Source organism: Clostridium sp. Marseille-Q7071, assembly GCF_965112025.1.
Genome location: NZ_CBCOPR010000001.1, coordinates 4,008,890 through 4,029,705, shown reverse-complemented (window position 1 = coordinate 4,029,705; position 20,816 = coordinate 4,008,890). Strand labels below are relative to the sequence as shown.

General features: G+C 29.9%; 22 protein-coding genes and 2 riboswitches. All 22 genes read left to right on the top strand.

Going from position 1 to position 20,816, the window contains the following annotated elements:
* Window positions 1–204 precede the first annotated feature (204 nt).
* The 22 genes from ACWPW7_RS19155 (at window position 205) to ACWPW7_RS19050 (ending at window position 20,736) form a co-directional block, all read left to right on the top strand.
* Complete coding sequence (locus tag ACWPW7_RS19155; protein ID WP_454054815.1) at window positions 205–768, top strand: RNA polymerase sigma factor; 564 nt, start codon at window positions 205–207, stop codon at window positions 766–768.
* Entirely contained in the window at window positions 758–1,048 is a 291-nt protein-coding gene (locus tag ACWPW7_RS19150) for a hypothetical protein (RefSeq protein ID WP_454054814.1), read from the top strand. The genes ACWPW7_RS19155 and ACWPW7_RS19150 overlap by 11 nt, the downstream gene beginning before the upstream one ends.
* Entirely contained in the window at window positions 1,029–1,895 is an 867-nt protein-coding gene (locus ACWPW7_RS19145; protein ID WP_454054813.1) for an ABC transporter ATP-binding protein, read from the top strand. Before ACWPW7_RS19150 ends, ACWPW7_RS19145 begins: the two co-directional genes overlap by 20 nt.
* Window positions 1,892–3,145 carry an ABC transporter permease gene (locus ACWPW7_RS19140; protein WP_454054812.1) on the top strand — a complete coding sequence of 418 codons (1,254 nt, stop codon included), beginning with the start codon at window positions 1,892–1,894 and terminating at the stop codon, window positions 3,143–3,145. The genes ACWPW7_RS19145 and ACWPW7_RS19140 overlap by 4 nt, the downstream gene beginning before the upstream one ends.
* Complete coding sequence (locus ACWPW7_RS19135) at window positions 3,072–3,719, top strand: hypothetical protein (RefSeq protein WP_454054811.1); 648 nt, start codon at window positions 3,072–3,074, stop codon at window positions 3,717–3,719. The genes ACWPW7_RS19140 and ACWPW7_RS19135 overlap by 74 nt, the downstream gene beginning before the upstream one ends.
* Window positions 3,720–3,923: 204 nt before the next feature.
* Window positions 3,924–4,418 (top strand): hypothetical protein, encoded by a 495-nt coding sequence (locus tag ACWPW7_RS19130; protein WP_454054810.1) that lies wholly within the window; start codon window positions 3,924–3,926, stop codon window positions 4,416–4,418.
* Between the two features lie 159 nt (window positions 4,419–4,577).
* Window positions 4,578–4,725: riboswitch (FMN riboswitch) on the top strand.
* A 197-nt stretch (window positions 4,726–4,922) separates the two neighbouring features.
* Window positions 4,923–5,990: a bifunctional diaminohydroxyphosphoribosylaminopyrimidine deaminase/5-amino-6-(5-phosphoribosylamino)uracil reductase RibD gene (ribD, locus tag ACWPW7_RS19125; protein ID WP_454055541.1), complete on the top strand. Its 1,068-nt coding sequence runs from the start codon at window positions 4,923–4,925 to the stop codon at window positions 5,988–5,990.
* A gap of 4 nt (window positions 5,991–5,994) precedes the next feature.
* Window positions 5,995–6,639, top strand: a complete 645-nt coding sequence (ribE, locus tag ACWPW7_RS19120) for a riboflavin synthase (protein WP_454054809.1) — start codon at window positions 5,995–5,997, stop codon at window positions 6,637–6,639.
* Between the two features lie 12 nt (window positions 6,640–6,651).
* Entirely contained in the window at window positions 6,652–7,851 is a 1,200-nt protein-coding gene (locus ACWPW7_RS19115) for a bifunctional 3,4-dihydroxy-2-butanone-4-phosphate synthase/GTP cyclohydrolase II (RefSeq protein WP_454054808.1), read from the top strand.
* Window positions 7,852–7,917: 66 nt separating this feature from the next.
* Window positions 7,918–8,379, top strand: a complete 462-nt coding sequence (ribH, locus tag ACWPW7_RS19110) for a 6,7-dimethyl-8-ribityllumazine synthase (RefSeq protein WP_454054807.1) — start codon at window positions 7,918–7,920, stop codon at window positions 8,377–8,379.
* A gap of 402 nt (window positions 8,380–8,781) precedes the next feature.
* A riboswitch (cobalamin riboswitch) is annotated at window positions 8,782–8,970 on the top strand.
* Window positions 8,971–9,270: 300 nt separating this feature from the next.
* Window positions 9,271–10,407 carry an ABC transporter substrate-binding protein gene (locus ACWPW7_RS19105; RefSeq protein ID WP_454054806.1) on the top strand — a complete coding sequence of 379 codons (1,137 nt, stop codon included), beginning with the start codon at window positions 9,271–9,273 and terminating at the stop codon, window positions 10,405–10,407.
* Between the two features lie 3 nt (window positions 10,408–10,410).
* Entirely contained in the window at window positions 10,411–11,472 is a 1,062-nt protein-coding gene (locus ACWPW7_RS19100) for a FecCD family ABC transporter permease (RefSeq protein WP_454054805.1), read from the top strand.
* On the top strand, window positions 11,472–12,230 hold the full coding sequence (locus tag ACWPW7_RS19095) for an ABC transporter ATP-binding protein (protein ID WP_454054804.1): 759 nt from the start codon (window positions 11,472–11,474) through the stop codon (window positions 12,228–12,230). The genes ACWPW7_RS19100 and ACWPW7_RS19095 overlap by 1 nt, the downstream gene beginning before the upstream one ends.
* A gap of 69 nt (window positions 12,231–12,299) precedes the next feature.
* Window positions 12,300–13,079 (top strand): nicotianamine synthase family protein, encoded by a 780-nt coding sequence (locus tag ACWPW7_RS19090; RefSeq protein WP_454054803.1) that lies wholly within the window; start codon window positions 12,300–12,302, stop codon window positions 13,077–13,079.
* Window positions 13,076–14,395 carry an opine metallophore biosynthesis dehydrogenase gene (locus tag ACWPW7_RS19085; RefSeq protein ID WP_454054802.1) on the top strand — a complete coding sequence of 440 codons (1,320 nt, stop codon included), beginning with the start codon at window positions 13,076–13,078 and terminating at the stop codon, window positions 14,393–14,395. Before ACWPW7_RS19090 ends, ACWPW7_RS19085 begins: the two co-directional genes overlap by 4 nt.
* Window positions 14,382–15,233 (top strand): DMT family transporter, encoded by an 852-nt coding sequence (locus ACWPW7_RS19080; protein WP_454054801.1) that lies wholly within the window; start codon window positions 14,382–14,384, stop codon window positions 15,231–15,233. Before ACWPW7_RS19085 ends, ACWPW7_RS19080 begins: the two co-directional genes overlap by 14 nt.
* 322 nt (window positions 15,234–15,555) lie before the next feature.
* A complete protein-coding gene (locus ACWPW7_RS19075; RefSeq protein WP_454054800.1) occupies window positions 15,556–16,827 on the top strand; it encodes a PHP domain-containing protein in 1,272 nt (423 codons plus the stop codon).
* A 188-nt stretch (window positions 16,828–17,015) separates the two neighbouring features.
* Window positions 17,016–17,354 (top strand): PadR family transcriptional regulator, encoded by a 339-nt coding sequence (locus ACWPW7_RS19070; RefSeq protein ID WP_454054799.1) that lies wholly within the window; start codon window positions 17,016–17,018, stop codon window positions 17,352–17,354.
* A gap of 13 nt (window positions 17,355–17,367) precedes the next feature.
* Window positions 17,368–18,372, top strand: a complete 1,005-nt coding sequence (locus ACWPW7_RS19065; protein ID WP_454054798.1) for a hypothetical protein — start codon at window positions 17,368–17,370, stop codon at window positions 18,370–18,372.
* A gap of 171 nt (window positions 18,373–18,543) precedes the next feature.
* Window positions 18,544–19,095, top strand: coding sequence for a DUF6512 family protein (locus ACWPW7_RS19060; RefSeq protein WP_454054797.1), 552 nt, complete (start codon window positions 18,544–18,546; stop codon window positions 19,093–19,095).
* A gap of 326 nt (window positions 19,096–19,421) precedes the next feature.
* On the top strand, window positions 19,422–19,766 hold the full coding sequence (locus ACWPW7_RS19055) for a PadR family transcriptional regulator (protein ID WP_039633605.1): 345 nt from the start codon (window positions 19,422–19,424) through the stop codon (window positions 19,764–19,766).
* Window positions 19,753–20,736, top strand: coding sequence for a permease prefix domain 1-containing protein (locus tag ACWPW7_RS19050; protein ID WP_454054796.1), 984 nt, complete (start codon window positions 19,753–19,755; stop codon window positions 20,734–20,736). Before ACWPW7_RS19055 ends, ACWPW7_RS19050 begins: the two co-directional genes overlap by 14 nt.
* Window positions 20,737–20,816: the final 80 nt, after the last annotated feature.

Sequence of the window (20,816 nt, the reverse complement as noted above, 5' to 3'; positions counted from 1 at the left end):
GTTGAATGTAGAATTGAATAATAAGTTAAATATATAAGCCAGTAGAGATTTCAATTTGAAATCTTTACTGGCTTTTTTAGTAAATATCTAAAGAAATTAATTTGTTTTAAATTAATTTCATCATTTTTAATTTAAGTGTAACTTCTTCAAGTTTTTTTCGTGTAAGCTTATGAAGGAAGAGTTAGGAATTAACTTTTTTACTGAATGGTGGTGATTTATATTTGTGATGACAACATGTTAATGGAGCAAACTAAAAATGGTGATACAAAAGCTTTTGAACAACTTGTTCTAAGACATAGAGAAAAAGCAATTGGTTTTGCATTTAGCTTTTTGACAGATGTATATATGGCAGAAGATATTGTACAAGAAAGTTTTGCAGCTATATACATAAATCGTCATAGATACAAGGCTAAAAATACATTTAAAACATTTCTGTTTGCAGTGATAAGAAACAAGTGTATAGATTTTATACGCAAAAATAAAGATTCTAATATTGTAAGTCTAGAAGATGTAAACTTAGTAAGTACAGAACCAACTTTATATGAGTTAATGGAACAGCAAGAAAGGCTAAAATATTCAGCAAAGCTACTTAATAGCCTAAAGGCTGATTACCGTATTGCATTTTGTCTTTATGAGATTTATGGATTTAGCTACAAGGAAATTGCAGAAATTATGGACAAGTCATTACCGCAAATAAAAATCATCCTTTATAGGGCAAGAAACAAACTTCAAAAATATGTTAAGGAGGATATGCAAAATGAAAAGTGAACGAGAATTTTTAAATGGTATGTGGTGTAAAGTCAATATTTTAGAGTATGAAGAACTTGAAAAAGTTCGTATAAAAGCCCTTAATCGCAGGCTTACTATAAAAGCCACGGGTACTGTGATTTTCACTATAATAGCTTTTATATTTGTTATATTGTACCCACAATTTGTTGGTGATGCAATATATCCTCTAACCATTGGGGGATTGTCTATTGCGTTTATTTTTGAATATTTATCAACTAATACATTGGAGGATAAAACTTATGGAAATTATGATATCTAATCTTACTAAAAAATTTGGCAAGAAAACAGTACTTGATAATATAAATCTTGAAATACCAAGTGGTATGTTTGGACTACTTGGTAGAAATGGTGCAGGGAAAACCACACTAATGCGTATACTTACTACACTTCTAATTAAAAATGAAGGAACTGTAACGATATGTGGTGTTCCTATTGAAAATACAAAAGATATTCGTAAAATGGTAGGATATTTACCACAGGAGTTCTCTATGTATCCAAACATGACAGTATATGAAGCTATGGATTATCTAGGTGTACTGTCTGAAATACCAAAACAAGAGCGGAAAAAAATTATCTTAGAACTGTTAGATAAGGTTAATTTATATGATTGTCAAAAAGTACGAGTAAAGGCACTATCAGGAGGCATGAAACGACGACTGGGAATTGCTCAAGCTATTATGCATGCGCCAAAGATTTTAATTGTTGACGAGCCAACAGCAGGGCTTGATCCTGAGGAAAGGATACGTTTTAGAAATTTACTTTGTGAAATTGCAAAGGATCGAATTGTTATCCTTTCCACTCACATTGTAGAAGATATTGAAGCAACTTGTGAAAACATTGCAATTTTAAATAATGGCAAAGTTATTTACAAAGGTACAACTGGGAAACTTGCTGAGTTTGCAAGTGGTAAGGTTTATACAATTACTGTATCGCAAAAGGATTTGAATAATATTAAAGATAAATGTATGGTGACCTCTATGCTCTCACAAGGCAGCAATGTCACCCTTAGAGTTTTGGCAGATAGTAAGCCTTTTGATACTGCTATACCATGCAACTCTACCATCGAAGATGGATATATGCTACTGATGGGAGGGCAGGCAAAATGAGCTTATTTTTTAAAGAGTGCAGAAATATATTGAAAACATATATATATTATATTTTTATTGCAGTTGCAGTATCATTTTATATCTCACAAATGGGAATTACTACTTCGGAGGATTTAAAAACATTACTTTCTCCACCACCTAAAATAGATATGGAAACACATTATGCTCCTTATGGTGAAAAAGAGTCTACACCGTCAAAGGAAATGATACCAAAGACAGTAGATAACTTATATCGTGAATATAAAGAAAATTCATATGTGACTTATCCACTGGGATTTTATAAAATTGTTAAGTTAGATGATAGTGAAACAAAAAAAATAGAACTTTTTTTGGAAGAGATAACTGGGAAAACTATAGAAGAATTAAACTTACTATGGGAGAATACTAATTCCGCTTCTTTACCAGTTAGTGAAGATATAACACTCGAGAGATTTAAGGAGTTAATGGCAAGTATTGATAAGCTTTTAGGAGGAGGCTCTGCCTATGGAGAAGATTTTATCGGTAGGTTCACTCGTATACCTGTTACCTATGAGGAAGCAGTTGAAGAATATGAATATATGATACAAAATGATAAATTAACCAACGGATATGCACGATTATTCTGTGACTATATGGGCATTGTTATGGGGATATTTCCTATATTTGTAGTGGTATTTACATCAATTAAGGATAGACGTAGTAAAATGGAGGAGCTTGTTTATTTTAGGGAAACTTCTTCTTTAAAGCTTGTTTTATCACGGTATTTTTCACTTGTTTTTATGATGATGTTGCCAATCATAATATTAGGCATTAAAGAAACTATAACTTTTATGTCCTTTGCAAACAGTGAGAATTTGACTATTGATTTATTTGCATTTGTAAAATATATAGTGTGGTGGATATTGCCTACACTTATGATTGTTACAGCTATAGGAATGTTTCTAACTACACTGACAGATACACCAGTGGCTATTGCAGTAGAGTTATTTATATGGTTTTTCAACATAAACAATATACAACTTACAGGTGACTATCCACTTTTAGGATTATTTGTTCGTCACAATAATCGTGGCAAGGGTATGTTGATTGGGGAAAATTTTAGTAAAATTATGACAAATCGACTTGTAATTACAGGACTTGCACTGTTAATAGTTATAATAACTGTATTTATATATGAACAAAAAAGGAGGGGTAAGCTTGACATTAGGAGAAAAATGGGGAAATGGTTTAGCTTTAATAAAAGTAAACCTAAAGTTAAGTACACTCGCTAACTTAGCATTTTCAGTTGTATTTTTATTTGCTCTGCCCTTCATTCAAGGAACATCAAACCTTAATGCAGTGTCCAGTGCAATTTGTCTCGAAAACTATGTGGCTATCATTGGCATCATACTTCTTGTGCCAATATTTGCTCCTGAGGAAGAAAGAGAAATTGATGAAATAGTGGCATCAAAACCAATGTCACTATTTATACCTTACACAGTTAGAATAATTCTAAACTTAGTAATTATTTTTGTTTTAGTGGGTTCTTTTATATTGATATTAAAGCATAAGGGCTGTGATTTTCCACTTATAAAATATATGTTAGGTACTTTTTTATCTGCTGTATTTTTAGGAAGTGTAGGACTTTGCTCATCTGCTATATCAGGCAGTACTATACTTGGTTATATGGCTTCTATTGGTTATTTAATATTAAATATGGCCACAAAAAATAAGTATGTAGGCAATTTTTATATATTGTCTATGAAGAATGGCAGTTTTGATGAAAAATATTGGCTGCTTGGTGGTAGTATTGTTTTAATTTTAATAGCGATTGTTGCTAAATGGTTAAAAAGAAAGCTAAGTTAAATAATATTAATATATAAAAATATACCCCTTAATTCAAAGGGGTATATTTTTATTATTATAATTTTCATGCATTGAAAGTATATGTAATATTATATACAATAAATATTGGATAATATAAGTATATTATATATATTTATCCAGTAGTATTACATATAACAATAACTTATTCATAACTTGATAACATAAAAATGGGGGAAGAATAGAATGAAAAAGAAAAGTAGGTTAATAAATATTTGTCTAACATTTATAATAGCAATCTTACTAATAGGAAGTATGTTATATAAAAATAGCTCACTTTATATTAGTTCAGATAGCTATCTATCAAGTGAAGAAGCAAAAAGAAGTGTTTATTCTATGAAAAATGAAAAAGACACTGAAGATGGCAAAAGCTTTGATTTTGATAGATTTACAGGTAAATGGTCAATAATAGAGTTTACTTCAGACAAAGATAATAAAATAACTATAAATGATAATACAAAAATTAACAAAGGTAAGTTTTATGTTGTAGTGTTAGATTCAGATTATAATATAATAGCTAAAAAAGATGAATCAAATGAAAGTGGAGATATAAATTTTACTACACCTAAAAGTGGGAAATATATTATTAGAATTGTTGGAAAAAATGCAAGTGGCAATTTAAATATAAAAATAAATGCAAATAATGATATAAAGATTTCTCATAAAGGTTTTTTTGAGTAATTAATTTAATAATTCTTTAGTAGTAATAAAAATTTTTTAGTATAACTGCTACTTACTTTAATAATTGAGAGGAAATTTCTCTTTCAGAAAATTAAGAAAAGTACTGTACAAAGTATTTTTTTAATGTTATATTAAATAATGTAAAAGTTAATAAGAAAATAAGTTCTTCAGGGCAGGGTGAAATTCCCTACCGGCGGTAAAGCCCGCGAGCGGTTCATGTACATGGACTGCTGATTTGGTGAAGCTGATAATTGATTATCTGGCAATTCCAAAGCCGACAGTAAAGTCTGGATGGGAGAAGAAGCAGAGAGAATATCTCTACTTATTTTGATGCAGTCGTTATATTTATTTTGCGGATGTTTTTTTGATGCAATCTAAATTTAATAACTATCGAATTTTATGCCCTGGATATTTTTATATTCAGGGCTTTTTGTGTTTTAAAAGAAAAATTCTCCTAACTATTGCCTGAAGTAAAAAGGAGAGGATTGCTTGGATGAAAATTATATGGCAAGAGCTTTAGAGCTTGCAAAACTGGGGATTGGATATACATCTCCAAACCCAATGGTAGGATGCATCATCGTAAAGAATGGACGTATCATAGGTGAAGGATGGCATATGAAATATGCTGATCTCCATGCAGAGAGAAATGCATTTTTAAGCTGCATAGAAGACACGAAAGGGGCAGAATTGTATGTGACTTTGGAACCATGCTGTCACTATGGGAAGACACCACCCTGTACAGAAGCCATTGTGGAATATGGGATAAAGAGGGTTATTGTAGGTTGTACTGATCCTAATCCTCTAGTTGGTGGAAAAGGAATTGAATTTTTAAGAGAACATGGCATTGAAGTAACAATTGGAGTATTAGAAAAGGAATGTAGGAAACTAAATGAAGTATTCTTTCATTACATTTCCACGAAAGAACCTTTTGTCATATTAAAATATGCAATGACCCTAGATGGAAAGATTGCATCTAGTACAGGGAATTCCAAATGGATAACAGGAGAAGATACTAGAGAACATGTGCATTATCTCCGAAAAAGATACACAGGAATTATGGTAGGAATAGGAACAGTACTAGCAGATGATCCAATGTTAGACTGCAGAATAGACCATGGAGTAAATCCTATTCGAATCATATGTGATTCCAACTTAAGAATTCCACTAGAGAGCAAAATTGTAAAATCATCTCATGAAATTGAGACGATCATTGCTTTTTGCAAAGGAGATAGAGAGAAGAAGTATAAGCTTAGCAAGGCAGGGGTAACTCTTATGGAATTTCGTGATAATGAAAGAATTGATTTAAAGAAGCTCATGGAAAAGCTTGGCGAAAAAGGCATTGATAGCATTCTGCTTGAAGGGGGAGGAACCTTAAACGAGGCAGCTCTAGAGGCAGGAATTATAAAAAAGGCGTATGTTTACATAGCACCTAAGATAATTGGAGGAAAAGAAGCACTTACGCCTGTTGAAGGTAAAGGACGGGAACAGATGAGTGATGCCTTTCAACTAGAAGATACCACAATAATAAAGTTTGAGAATGATTTCTGCATAGAAGGATATTTGAGGAGTTGAAATTATGTTTACTGGAATTATTGAGGAGATAGGAACTATAAAGTCAGTTAGAAATGGAAGCAAATCATCTATTTTAACTGTTGAATGTAAGGATGTTCTGGATGAAACAAAAATTGGAGATAGCATTGCAGTTAATGGAGTATGTCTTACCGTAACTGATATGGCAAAGGATGGATTTACTGCAGATGTCATGTCTGAAACAATGAACAGAAGCACTCTTGGGAATATTGGAAGCGGTTCAAAAGTAAATCTAGAAAGAGCTATGCTTGCCAATGGAAGATTTGGAGGACATATGGTATCTGGACATATTGATGGGATAGGATGCATATCGCACATAAGAAAAGATGACAATGCTGTTTGGTACACCATTACCACAGATAAAAAACAGCTTTGCTATATTGTGGAAAAGGGATCTATTGCAATAGATGGAATCAGTCTGACCATTGCCTGTGTAGATGAAGAGGGATTTAAAGTATCAATTATACCTCATACGCAAAAAGAAACTATTTTATCTTATAAGAAAATTGGTGATAAGGTAAATTTGGAATGTGATATGGTAGGAAAATATGTTGAAAAGCTTTTAAAATCAAAGGAATCAGAAGAAAATAGTAAGATTACGGAACAGTTTTTAATCGAACATGGTTTTTAGGAGGATGATATTATGAAAAAAATAAACACAATAGAAGAAGCAATAGAAGATATCAGAAGTGGAAAAATCGTTCTAATTATCGATGACCCTGACAGAGAGAATGAAGGAGATTTAGTATGTGCAGCAGAATTTGCAACACAGGAAAATGTAAATTTTATGGCATGTTATGGAAAAGGATTAATATGTATGCCTATGAGTGCCAAGTTAACTAAGAAGCTTGGATTAGAGCAGATGGTAAACAATAATACAGATAATCATTCTACAGCTTTTACTGTTTCTATCGACCATGTAGATACCACTACAGGGATTTCTGCTTATGAAAGATCCATTACTGCTATAAAAGCGGTAGAAGATGATGCTAAGCCGGAAGATTTTAGACGTCCTGGTCATATGTTTCCTTTAGAGTCAAAAGATGGCGGCGTAATTGAAAGAAGGGGACACACGGAAGCAACTGTTGATTTGGTAAAGCTTGCAGGACTTAAAGAATGTGGATTATGCTGCGAAATTATGAGAGAAGATGGAATGATGATGCGTACCACAGAACTCTTGGAATTTGCAAAAGTACATAAATTAACGGTGATAACTATTGCAGATTTAGTATCTTATCGATTAAAAGAAGAAAGTGTTATAAAGAAGAGTGCAAAAGCAAAGCTACCTACCAAGTACGGCGAATTTACTATTTATGGTTATGAAAACACATTAAATGGAGAGGAGCATGTAGCTTTAGTAATGGGAGATGTGGCTGATGGAGAACCTGTTTTATGTCGTCTCCATTCTGAATGTTTAACTGGTGATATATTAGGCTCCCGTCGCTGTGACTGCGGTGAACAACTTGATACTGCTATGAAAGCTATTGCAAAAGAAGGAAGAGGAATTATTCTGTATATGCGTCAAGAGGGAAGAGGAATAGGACTTATCAATAAGTTAAAGGCCTATGAACTTCAAGAACATGGGTGTGATACGGTAGAGGCTAATATTAAGCTTGGTTTTCCAGAAGATTTAAGAGACTATGGAATTAGTGCTCAAATATTATATGATTTAGGAGCAACAGAACTTTTACTTTTAACAAATAATCCTAAAAAGATAACAGGACTAGCTGATTACGGTATTACTATAAAAAAGCGTGTTCCTATTCAAATTAATCCTAACAAAGATGATAGATTTTACCTTATGACTAAACAAATAAAGATGGAACATATGACAACTTATTAGTGTGATATGACGAAAGTATTCATGGTTAAGGGAAGAAAATTATAAAGAATAATTGGAGGAAAAGAAATGAGAAAATTGGAAGGAAATGTAGTAGCAAGCAATATAAAAGTAGGAGTTGTAGCAGCAAGATTCAATGAATTTATTGTATCAAAATTAATATCGGGAGCTCAGGATGCATTAATACGTCATGGAGTTAATGATGATGATATTACCCTTGCATGGGTTCCAGGAGCTTTTGAAATTCCATTAGTGGCACAAAAGATGGCGTCATCTGGAAAATATGATGCAGTTATTTGTCTTGGAGCAGTTATTAAAGGTTCTACTACCCATTATGACTATGTGTGTGCAGAGGTATCAAAAGGAATTGCTTCTATAGGGTTAGCAACAGGAATCCCTACGATTTTTGGAGTGCTTACAACAGATAACATTGAACAAGCTATTGAAAGAGCGGGTACAAAGGCTGGAAATAAAGGATATGATGCTGCTTGTACAGCAATTGAAATGGTTAATTTGATTAAAAATATTTAGTTTAAGTAGTGTTAATCAACCTATTTGATTAGGTTTTCATAAGGAAGAGGATTTCAGAGTATATTTTATAATACATTTTGAGTGTGTGATAAAGTTAGAGAAAAAATAGTTATATATAAAGTATATCCAAGAATTTTAATTATTTATTGAAGTGTGGAAATTAGGTTCATGAGCAATATCAATTATTGAATTTACTAGCAGATTTAATAAATTAACTAAAATTTTAAAAGACTTTACTTATCATAATTTTGCGTTATAGCATTGAAGTGAAAAATGTAATTAAATAGACAAAAAACCATACAATTTGGACTCTTAAGAATCTAAATTGTATGGTCTTTATCATGGAATATTAAAAAGTATTTGCTAAATGTAACCATAATGTGCTAAAATGATTTTGGAAAATTGAATATATTGAAAATAGGTTTGATAGATATTTTAATATCTATTAATTAAAAGGGAAGTGGGTTTGAATCCCACGCGGTCCCGCCACTGTAATAGATGAGTTCCTGCAATTGCGCCACTGGGAAACTGGGAAGGCTGCAGGAATGTTGATGCTTAAGCCAGAAGACCTGCCTGTTTTAGTATACTAATAACTCTACGAGCGATGGGGGGGTATAAATGTTTGAAAAATATTTTTTTGGATAAATAGCCCTTTAACTGTTGTTAAAGGGCTATTATTTATGAAAAAATAATTTATTTTATAGGAGGTGAAAGGTTTTCTTAGAGAAAAAGGTTTGTATAATGCAAATAATGTGCGTTATCAATTAATAATATACATTTTAAAATGCACATAAAATTATATAAGAATGATAAAAATTTGAGAAATAGTTTTAATCACATTACAATTATCGGAAAATTTCAAATTACCGAACTAATTTAGGAGGAATACTTATGAAAAAAGTATTTAGTATTATATTAACTTTATTAATGATTATAAGTTTAGGGGGCTGCTCACAAGGAGATGGGAAAAGTGAGTCTGCAGAAAGTAAGGTTATTGAGGTAGAAGATATTAACGGAGATAAAATTGTTTTAGAAAAACCAGCAGAAAAAATATTTTTAGGGTTTTATATAGAAAATTATCTTGCTGTATCTGGAGATTTTAAGTTAGATAGAATCGTTGCCATATCAAAAGGAGAAACAAAAGATTTAATGAATGCAATGTGGACTAAATATGCAGAAGCAATTCCAAATTTAGAAGGCTGTATAGATACAGGTTCAATTTATTTAGATAGTTTCAGTATGGAAAAGCTAATTGATGCCAAACCAGATTTAGTAATTCTTGCACCTTATCAAGCAAAAAAATTAGGAGATGGTATTAACACAATTAAAAATCTTGGAATACCTATAGCAGTAGTTGATTACAATTCATTTACTTTAGAAAAACATATAAAGAGCACAGAAATACTTGGTAAGCTTCTTGGAACAGAAGAAAGAGCAAAAGAACTTATAGAAAACTATAAAAAACAGACAGAAGATGTTGAAAATAAGTTAAAAGAAATACCAGAAAGTGAATTTAAATCTGTTTATTTTGAGCTTGCAAGCCAAGGACCAGAAACCTATGGAAATTCTTATGGAGATTCTCTATGGGGAAATATACTTAAAACTGCAAAATGCAACAACATAGCACAGGGAAAAATTACAGACTATGGACCATTAAATCCTGAGTATGTTATTTCTAGCAATCCACAGCTTATAATTTTTTCTGGACAAACCAATTCTAAAGATCAAGGTAAACAAAGATTTGAAATGGGATTTGATGTTAAAAAAGAAAGAGCTTTAGAAACAATGAATATGTATTTGAAAAGACCAGGTTGGGAGAATTTAAATGCAGTGAAGGATAAAGAAATATATGGTGTTGACCACAGTGGACTTAGAACACTTTATGACTACGTATATCTTCAATATATTGCGAAAGTTATTCACCCAGAAAAGTTTACAGATGTAGATCCATTAGCAAACCTAAATGAGTTCTATGCAAAGTATTTACCTGTAAAACCAGAGGGTACTTTTATGATAAAGGAGGAATAGATAATGACAAATAAAAAAGAAGCACTAGAAGATTTAAATAATGGAGAGCATATATACAAAAATATCAATCAAAAAAGACTTCTTTTATTTGTTATTGTAATTTCATTATTAGCTGTATTTTGTATCATAGATTTAGCTGTTGGACCATCTGGTATGTCCTTATCTGATGTAATAAGTACATTGTTACAAGGACCAAAGAACAAAAGTGTACATTCAGCTGTGATGTGGTCTATAAGACTGCCAATGACCCTCACATGTGTATTTGTTGGAGCTTCATTAGGTCTTGCAGGGTCTCATATGCAGACAATACTTAATAATCCTTTAGCAAGTCCATATACTCTTGGCATTTCTTCAGCAGCAGGGTTTGGAGCTTCACTTGCTATTTTAACAGGGTTTACTATTGGAAATATAGGTTGGCTTTCTATACCGCTGATGGCATTTTTATTTTCATTTATATCTAGTATGTGTATTTACTTTATAGGAAAAAATAAAGGGATGAAATCTATAACAATGATATTAACAGGGATTGTTATTCACTTTTTATTTCAGGCACTGCAATCCTTAGTTCAATATATGTCTGCACCAGAAGTATCTCAACAAATTGTATTTTGGATGTTTGGAAGTTTACTAAAATCTACTTGGGTTGGTGTTTTTGTTACAATGTCAATTTTTATTATATGCCTTTTATTAACCACAACAGTAGTGTGGAAAATAACCGCATTATCTGCTGGTGAAGAAAGAGCAAGAAGCCTTGGAATAGATGTAGACAAGCTAAAACTAAAAGTATTTACAATCGCAACCTTACTAACAACTGGGGCAGTTTCTTTTATAGGACCTATTGGATTTATAGGATTGATTTCTCCTCACTTTGCTAGATTATCAGTTGGAGAAGATCAAAGATATTTATCTCCTGTTTCTGCCATGTTTGGCGCTCTTATTATGGTTGTTGCTTCTATAATATCTAAAATAATAAAGCCAGGTGCCTTAATACCAATAGGAATTGTTACATCTATCGTTGGTGTACCATTCTTATTATTTTTATTACTATCGAAAGGAGCAGAATAATGAGTTTTATTACAGCAGAAAAAGTTTCAGTTAAGTTTAAAAATAAAGAAGTACTAAAAGATATTACCGCTACCTTTCACGAGGGAGAAATAACTTCTATTATCGGCCCAAATGGTACAGGAAAGACTACATTTATAAAGGCTATGTCAAAAATGATCAATTATGAAGGAACCATACATATGGACAGAAATCCAAAGGAAAAAATTCCTATAGAGAAAATGGCCTATGTTCCACAGATGAGTAATAGTAACTCTAATTTAACTGTATTTGAAATGGTATTGCTTGGACATATGAAGGATCTAAGATGGAAGATTTCTAAAGATAAGCTAGAAGAAACAAATAAAATATTAAAGAAAATAAATTTAAGTCATCTAAGCTATAATAAGTTTTCTAGTTTAAGTGGTGGAGAAAAACAACTTGTGATTATGGCACAAGCTTTAGTTTCAAAGCCAAAGATATTACTATTAGATGAACCAACCAGTGCGTTAGATATAAGGCATCAATTACAGGTTTTAGATCTAGCAAGAGAATACACCACAGAAAACAATGCTATTACTATTATAGTAATCCATGATTTAGCGTTATCTACAAGATACAGTGATAAGTTTATACTACTTAGCGAAGGATATGTGGCTAAAGAAGGAAAGCCGGAAGAAGTGTTAGATCCATTACTATTAAAAGAGGTATATAAAGTAGAAGTAGAGGTTTGTTGTACAAAGAAAGGTTATCTTAGTGTGACACCAATTAATTGCAGTTAGTATTGATATAACATTATTTTATTAATGTTTGAATATTAAAAGTATAAAGAGGTTGAGAGGTTAATGTATATGGAAAAACATAAATTTTTATTAGATTTAAAATTAATAAACGTGGATATTAATGAAATTATGAGTTTATGTAAGGAACATAGTGAATGTTTTATAGTTTTGAAAGATAAGCTTGATTACGTATGCGATTTTATATTAGATAGTTCTAACAATTTAAAATGGAGCAAATATGTATCAAAAGAAGACTATGATACTTTAGTGAAAGAAGTGAGAGAGGCTAATTCAAAGGCTTTAGGATGGGTTGAAAAATGTCAAGCTCGCAGCATATTAAATAATAACTTAGATTCATTTAAGTATTCTGATGAACTAAGGTTTGCAGTAGAAAATGAAATATTAGAATTTGATATAAATAATAAATCAAAAATTTTATTTATAGGTTCTGGGGCTATGCCTATAACAGCATTCACTATAAATGATGAAGTTAATTCTGAAGTAGTTTGTTTAGATGTGGATAATGAAGCACTTGAGCTATCAGAGAAGTTATCTGATAAGTATGGCATTAAAAATATATCATTTTCATCAGAAGATATAAGTAATTTTGATTTAAATAGTTTTAGCCATATTATAATAGCTTCTTTAGTTGAACCCAAATTAGATATGGCAAAATATTTATTAGAAAATATTGATGGTGATACAAAGGTTATTTTGAGATATGGAAATAAATTAAAAAGTATATTTAATTATCCTTTGGATATAAAAGAAATAAAGAACTGCCAAAAAACAATAATAAAAGATAATAAATATATTTATGAAAGTGTAGTTTTGGAGAAAACTTTATGATGAATAAAAATATGAGTAACAGTTTAAAAAACACACTAATAATAGGTTCTGGACCAGTAGCAATTAACATGATAATTAATTTATCTAAGGGATTTTCAGATGAAATTGGAATAGTTATTAGAAATAGTAGTAAGTCTATATGTTTTGTAGAAGAATTAAAAAACAACAATTTCACATTAAAAGGAAATGTAGCTAAAAAAGAATTAGCTATGATGGAAGGAAGTTATAGATTACAAAACTTATATATAGATTATTCTAACATAGAAGATATTTGGGAAACTATTATATTGTGTGTGCCTTGCGACTGTTATATAGAAGTGTTAGAAAAAGTGGATTTTAACAAACTAAAAAAAATCAAAACTATTATTTTAATGTCACCAGAATTTGGGTCAAGCATCTTGGTTTCTAATTATTTAAAATTGTATGCAAGAGATATTGAAATAATTAGTTTATCAAATTATTTTGGAGCTACAAAGTATACTTCTAAGGAATCTTTATTAGAAATAACAACAAAAGCTTTGAAGAAAAAGATATATATAGGTTCAACTTTTAAAAAGAGTTCTAAAATACTAGTTCTTAAAAGCTTTTTAAAAGAAATCGGAGTTATTTATGAAATATTAGATGAACCATTAGAAGTAGAAAGTAAGAACATAACTGTATTTGTGCATCCAGCTTTCTTGATTAATGATATTAGTTTAAATCAAGTATTTGATTATGATAAAACAAATAAATATGTGTACAAGCTATATCCTGAGGGACCAATAACAATGAAAACTATTGCCACCATGTGTTCTCTATGGAAAGAAATATCTAATGTATATAGTCATCTAAAAATTAAACCTATGAATCTTCTTAAGTTTTTAAATGATGATAATTATCCTGTGATGGAAGAATCTATATCCAGAGATGATATAGATAGCTTTACTCAATACAGTAAAATAAAACAGGAGTATTTACTCTATGTTAGATATTCTTCAATATTAATAGATCCTTTTTCTATTCCTGATAAAGAGGGCAAATATCTTGAGTTTTCAAAGGTTCCCTATCCTAAAATTTACAAAGATAGCTTAGGTAAATGGAATATACCTAGAATGCCCTTCGAGGACTATAGAAAGATTAAACTTTTATACAATATTGGGGCTATGCTAGATATAGAGATGAAAAATACAAAAGACCTAATATATGTGTTTGATATGCATTTGAATAGATTTATTAATGATAAAGGAAAAGAAAATATGAATAATCATATATTTAAAGATGATATCTTAAATAATGCAAAAATTATAGTTGAGGAGCGATTTAATGAAAGTAAATAAAGGTGTTATGTTAGCAATACTGTCTTCTTTTACATTTAGTATAATGAATGTTTTGGTGAAGTCTGTAAGTTCTAGAATACCATCTAATGAAATAGCATTTTTTAGAGGTATAATTGGAACAATATTAATATTAATTTTAATGAAAATTTCTAATGTAAAGTTTTCTAAAGAGCAAAAACCATTATTGTTACTTAGAGGTATGCTTGGAGGACTTTATATGGTAACTTACTTCTTTGCTATTTCCACAATGAAGTTAGGAGATGCAGCAATACTTGCCCACTTATCTGGATTTTTTGTAATGATATTTGCATCTATTTTTCTAAAAGAAAAATTACCGAAAAATGCATGGATATTTATAATTATTATTCTATTTGGCGCGGCAGTCATTATAAATCCTTTTAGATATTCTACTTATTCTTTTTATGCTATCTTTGGATTATTAAGTGCAATTTTATCAGCAAGTGCTTCAATTACTATAAGAAAATTGGCCAAATCTAAGAAACATCATCATTATGAAATTGTGTTTTATTTCTTATCAGCATCTACTATAGTAGCTGCTATACTAATGAGAAATAATTTTGTAGTACCAACAGTAAGAGAATTTATTTTGTTATTTATTTTAGGAGCTGTATCATTGTTAGCACAAATATTCTTAACAGGTGCTTTTGGAAATGCCAATGCTGTAATTGTGGAAGTAGTAAGATATATAGGAATATTTTTCAATACGGCTTGGGGATTTATTTTATTTGGAGAATCCTTATCTATGTATTCTATTATAGGCGGAATACTCATTGTTGGAGCATCTATTGTCTTATCTAGGCAAAAAACAGCGGCATAGAAAACTAATATTAAAGTGGTATTATACAAGTTAGTTTGTACTTAAGAAAAGTTGAATAACTAATATAAATTTATATGTTATAGTTTTTATAAAATTAAGTAATTTTTAAAAGTGGCTATCTTAAAATTTTATTTTTAGGTGGCTACTTTTATTTTTAAAACTAAAAAATATATTTTAATTTTTTGGACAAAATAATTATATATAGATTTTATAACTTTAAGAATTTTAAAATACTTTTATAAGATATCTGCTTGAAGTTTTATAATAAGTTTGATCTTTACAATAAAATATTAAATTCATGTGAAAGTATAGGTGATATAATATGAAGCATAAGAAAATAATAGAGTGTATTTTAATGACAACTATAGTAGCGTCAACTATTGGGTCAAAGGCTTTAGGAATAGCAGATGAACAAGATACAAGTATATCTAGATTATGCTCAATGCCGAATGAAACCATAGAAACTATAAATTATGAGGATAAATTAATAGATTTAAAAGAAGGAAAAGCAATAGAAGTATTACCTTCAAAAGGCAGTAGATTTATAACTGCTAAGGGTATTGATAAAAACATAGCAATACCTACATCTAAGGGTGGAGAACTTCAATCTTCTATAAAAGTTAAAGCTGTAGAGAATGTAGATTATACAATAGACAATCCTTATAAGAATATAGATTGGCATACAGCAAATCAATTAAAAGCTAATTTCCATGCTCATACAAACAAAAGTGATGGAAGAGATACAATACAAGAAGTATTAAATAAGCACTCAGAGCTTGGATATGATGTATTAGCAATAACTGACCATGATCGCTTAACATATCCTTGGAATGATCCTAAAAAAGGTGATAAAAATGTAATTATACCAAAAGGATTAAATGGTATACCAGGCGCTGAGTTTTCATCTAAACATCATCATATAAATGGGTTTTTCTTAAAGGAATTTGAGAAGTTATCAACTGAAGAAGAAGTACTAAAGTATATAGAAGGGCAAGGTGCAATATCACATTTAAATCATCCAGGAAGGTATGATAAGTCACATATGTGGTATGTGAATTTATATAAACAATTTCCAAGTTTAGTTGGATTAGAAGTTATAAATAGAGATGATAGATATCCCAATGATAGGAAGTTATGGGACAATATATTAACAGATATAATAGGGGAGAGAAATGTATGGGGATTCGCAAATGCTGATTCACATCGTCTTAATCAGATTAATACAAGTTATAATAAAATGTTAATAGATGGAGAGTATACTGCAGAAAAACTTAAAAGAGCTATGGAAAATGGAGAGTTTTATTTTACAGCTAATATAAGTGCAGAGAATAATAGAAAAAATAATCCTAACATTCCAGCTCCAACTATTACTAATATTATAGTTGATAATGATAAGGATACCATAACAATAGAAGGGGAGAATATCCAATATATTGAATGGATAGGTTCAAATAGTAGACATCTAGGAAGAGGAAATTCTCTAAATTTAAAGGAAGTTACATCACCTACTCCATATGTTCGTGCAGTAATAGTAGGAGAAGGCGGAGTAAGCTTTACGCAACCATTTAAGGTGACTGCACAACAAGGAAAATAGATTGAATACATTAGAAAAGGTGAGCCTTATGATAAGTTTATATTTTTTATGAAGAGAACAAATAAATTTTTAAAGCCTTGATTAATCAGGGCTTTTTTTTGTATGAACAAAATATTATAAAATAACATATAATATATTATTTACAATAGTGTATGACATACAGTATAATTATAATAGGAGGTGATATTGTGGATAAAGTTACGGAAGATGAGTTAATAGAAGGTTTAACTCTAGAGCTTAGAAGGGGAACGTTGGTCTTAAGTGTATTAAGTCAATTAAAGACACCACAATATGGCTATTCTCTTGTGACAAGTCTTCAAGATAAAGGAATGATAATAGATGCAAGTACACTTTATCCTTTACTTAGAAGATTAGAAAGGCAGGGAATTTTGGAAAGTTCATGGGATACTGATGGAACGAAGCCTAGAAAATATTATGTGATGAGTAAAATAGGTGAAATTGTTTTTAAAAGACTTTGTGATGTATGGAAAGATATCGTGAAAACAACCAATAGTTTTATTGAATAGTAGGAGGGGTTTTATGAATGTTATTGATAGATATGTATATGCTGTAGTTTGCAAACTACCAGAAAAGGAAAGAAAAGAAGTAGAGGAAGAAATTAGGGGGCTTATCGATGATATAATCAACGGTTATGACGAAAATTTAACCTATGAAGAAAAGTCATATAAAGCTCTTAAAGAATTAGGAGATCCTGAAGTACTTGCAGATAATTATAGAGGAGAGAAACGATATTTAATTGGGCCAAAATATTTTGATAGGTATATTTATGTTTTAAAAATAGTATTTTTAGCGGTATTTTTAGGAATAACAGTAGCGACCATAGTTGGTCGAATATTTAATGTACCTGCAAATGTATCTCAAATAGCTAACGTAATTACAGTGTATATTACCTCACTTTTCTCCGGAGCTATTCAAGGTGCAGTTTGGGTAACAGGAATTTTTGCAATTATTGAATATAAAGGTGTAGGTATAGATGGGAATGGTAAAGATAAAAAAACTTGGGATCCGTCCAGCTTACCAGAAGTACCAAATGAAAAAATTAGAATTAAGACATCGGAATCTATAGTGGGCATTATATTTACAACTATATTTTTTATTGTAGTTTATTTTATGCCACAACATTTAGGAGCATATATAACTGTTAATGATGAGATAAGAATGATTCCTATTTTTAATTTAGATGCAATAAAAAGTTTAGGTTTTATTATAATTATCCTATTTATATTAGGAATATCTAAGGAGTTAGTAAAACTTATTGCTGGTAAATGGACCATAAAATCAGCTGTAATTTATTCAATTCTAAGTGGATTATCTACAGCAATATTAATTATATTCTTATTAAATCCAAAGATTTGGAACTCAAATTTTATAACTGAAATATCAATATTATCAAATATACACAAATTTCCTATAATGAACTGGGGTAATCTGTTAAATGTATGTATTATCATTATAATAATAATAGCTATATTAGACATCCTTTGGGTTCTCTTTAAGTCTATAAAATATTCAAATTATAAATAAATATTATATTAAATCTCAATATTATTGTTTTATATCTATTTTCACTATTTATGTAATTATTTTAAATGGATGTAAGCAAATATTATATGAATTTTAAGGAAATAAAGGAATAAATAAAATACTTCTATCATATAAATTAATAAAAGATTATTGTGTATATAGAGGTATTTTATGGTATATAAGTCATTATCGGCAGCACAAAAATGGATTCTAAAAGGTATCCCTATTCTTTTCTTAATTGGTAGCTTTATGCACTTTTTTTATGATTTTAGTGGAAAAAATATAATAATTGGTCTCATTTCTCCTATAAATGAAAGTATTTGGGAACACTTGAAAATGATACTTTTACCTGTAATCTGTTGGTGGGGAAATTATTATCTAATAAAGGGTAAAAAATATAATATTGATAAAAACAAATGGTTTACTAGTGCTTTGATAGCTTTAGTAACATCCATTATAACAACTCCAATGCTATATTATTTTTACACTCAGGCATTTGGAGTTGAGATATTAATTGTAGATATTATTATATTATTTGTAAGTATTTTATTTGGTCAATTACTAGCATTTCATTTTTATAAATATTCTAAAGGTATAAATTCACATATTTCTATGTATATTTTTATATTTTTAATTTTAATTTTTATGATATTTACATTTTATCCACCTCATTTACCGCTTTTTAGAGATGGTATAACAGGTAAATATGGAATAATTCAGTAAATCAAATAATATTTAAATCATAATATGACTAAGAGGAAAACTCTTAGTTTTTTTATTTTTAAACTAAAAGTATACAAAGGATATTATAAAACAAATAAATTAAGAAAATATGAAAAAAGTACTTTATCTGTCGTAGTAATTATGATATAGTATAATTACTACGACAGGTGAAGTACGTTAGACGTAGTAATTGCACAAAGCATATGAAGAAAATATATGACCTATACTAGTTGGTTATTTTATTGAATGTGCCTTAATATAGTATGGATAATAGCTATCTAATAAAATAGATTAGTATAGTTATTGAATAGAAGGGAGAATAACATTTGATAAGTAGTGATGTCATCAGAGGTTATAATGATACAATTATTCTTTTTACACTCTTAGATAAAGAATCCTATGGATATGAGATATCTAAAACCATAAAAAAACTTTCAGAAGAAAAGTATATCATCAAGGAGACAACATTATACTCTGCATTTACTAGATTAGAAAACAATGGATATATAGAGTCTTTTTATGGAGATGAGACTTTTGGAAAGAGGAGAACCTATTACAGAATCACTTCAAAAGGTCGTGAGTATTATAAGGATAAATGTGAAGAGTGGAAAGTTATAAAAGAAGTAATGAGTAAATTTATTAAGGAGATGAATGAAAGTGGAGACAATTAAAAATTATTTAGATAACATCTTTGCAAGTTTGCCGAAGAATGCTGAAACTATGAAGCTAAAAAAAGAGCTGTTATACAATATGGAAGATAAATATAATGAGCTCAAAAAAAGTGGAAAGACAGAAAATGAAGCCATTGGTATTGTTATCTCAGAATTCGGTAATATCGATGAACTGATTGAGGAATTTGGCATTGATACTACAAAGGAAGCAAATAATATTAGAACAATTTCTATGGAAGAAGCAGAAAGATATATGGTTGACAAAGAGAAGTATGGAAATATGATTGCTATTGGAGTATTTTTATGTATTTTAGCACCAGCAACATTAATATTTATTGAACAGCTTGTAACAAATAATATATCTGGAATAAGAATTTATGAGGGAATTTTCAATGCAATTAGTATTATACCACTACTTCTTTTAATTGCCATTGCTGTTGGTTTGTTTATCTATTCTGGTACTAAGCTTGAAAAGTACAAGTATTTAGAAGGGGATTTTAGTATTCCATACCATGTAAAAAATAGAGTTCAACAGAAAAAAGAAGAATTCTCATCAACTTTCACTACGAACATCATTGCTGGTGTTATTCTTTGCGTGTTATCGCCTGTGTCATTAATTATTTTATCTTCAATAACAGGAAATGAAGATAAATTATCCAGTTATGGAGTAGTTATATTATTAGTAATGGTAGCAATTGCTGTATTTATGTTTGTAAGGGTTGGAAATATAAACGGTAGTTATAGCATACTTTTACAAATTGAAGAATATTCTAAGAAAAGTAAAGAGAATAATAGAGTAATTGGTGCTGTTGCAGCAGTTGTATGGCCACTCGCTACTGCAATATTCTTTATTTGGGGTTTAGCGTTTGGTGCATGGAGAATTTGCTGGATTGTATATCCTATTACTTGTGTGCTTTTCGGAGCATTTAGTGGTGCATACACCATAATGAAGGGAGAGAATGAAAAATAATTCTACTATAAGTTTTACTCTTATATAATGATTTTTATGTTAAATAAGTAATGGAAAGTATGATTATTTTTATATAAATT

What these genes read in the sequence shown, in the direction of transcription:
- ribE (WP_454054809.1), top strand. Translation starts at nt 5,995, where the DNA reads ATGTTTACTGGAATTATTGAGGAGATAGGAACTATAAAGTCAGTTAGA.
- ACWPW7_RS19060 (WP_454054797.1), top strand. Translation starts at nt 18,544, where the DNA reads ATGGTATATAAGTCATTATCGGCAGCACAAAAATGGATTCTAAAAGGT.
- ACWPW7_RS19140 (WP_454054812.1), top strand. Translation starts at nt 1,892, where the DNA reads ATGAGCTTATTTTTTAAAGAGTGCAGAAATATATTGAAAACATATATA.
- ACWPW7_RS19065 (WP_454054798.1), top strand. Translation starts at nt 17,368, where the DNA reads ATGAATGTTATTGATAGATATGTATATGCTGTAGTTTGCAAACTACCA.
- ACWPW7_RS19105 (WP_454054806.1), top strand. Translation starts at nt 9,271, where the DNA reads ATGAAAAAAGTATTTAGTATTATATTAACTTTATTAATGATTATAAGT.
- ACWPW7_RS19150 (WP_454054814.1), top strand. Translation starts at nt 758, where the DNA reads ATGAAAAGTGAACGAGAATTTTTAAATGGTATGTGGTGTAAAGTCAAT.
- ACWPW7_RS19145 (WP_454054813.1), top strand. Translation starts at nt 1,029, where the DNA reads ATGGAAATTATGATATCTAATCTTACTAAAAAATTTGGCAAGAAAACA.
- ACWPW7_RS19100 (WP_454054805.1), top strand. Translation starts at nt 10,411, where the DNA reads ATGACAAATAAAAAAGAAGCACTAGAAGATTTAAATAATGGAGAGCAT.
- ACWPW7_RS19130 (WP_454054810.1), top strand. Translation starts at nt 3,924, where the DNA reads ATGAAAAAGAAAAGTAGGTTAATAAATATTTGTCTAACATTTATAATA.
- ribD (WP_454055541.1), top strand. Translation starts at nt 4,923, where the DNA reads ATGGCAAGAGCTTTAGAGCTTGCAAAACTGGGGATTGGATATACATCT.
- ACWPW7_RS19155 (WP_454054815.1), top strand. Translation starts at nt 205, where the DNA reads ATGGTGGTGATTTATATTTGTGATGACAACATGTTAATGGAGCAAACT.
- ribH (WP_454054807.1), top strand. Translation starts at nt 7,918, where the DNA reads ATGAGAAAATTGGAAGGAAATGTAGTAGCAAGCAATATAAAAGTAGGA.
- ACWPW7_RS19075 (WP_454054800.1), top strand. Translation starts at nt 15,556, where the DNA reads ATGAAGCATAAGAAAATAATAGAGTGTATTTTAATGACAACTATAGTA.
- ACWPW7_RS19085 (WP_454054802.1), top strand. Translation starts at nt 13,076, where the DNA reads ATGATGAATAAAAATATGAGTAACAGTTTAAAAAACACACTAATAATA.
- ACWPW7_RS19080 (WP_454054801.1), top strand. Translation starts at nt 14,382, where the DNA reads ATGAAAGTAAATAAAGGTGTTATGTTAGCAATACTGTCTTCTTTTACA.
- ACWPW7_RS19090 (WP_454054803.1), top strand. Translation starts at nt 12,300, where the DNA reads ATGGAAAAACATAAATTTTTATTAGATTTAAAATTAATAAACGTGGAT.
- ACWPW7_RS19115 (WP_454054808.1), top strand. Translation starts at nt 6,652, where the DNA reads ATGAAAAAAATAAACACAATAGAAGAAGCAATAGAAGATATCAGAAGT.
- ACWPW7_RS19095 (WP_454054804.1), top strand. Translation starts at nt 11,472, where the DNA reads ATGAGTTTTATTACAGCAGAAAAAGTTTCAGTTAAGTTTAAAAATAAA.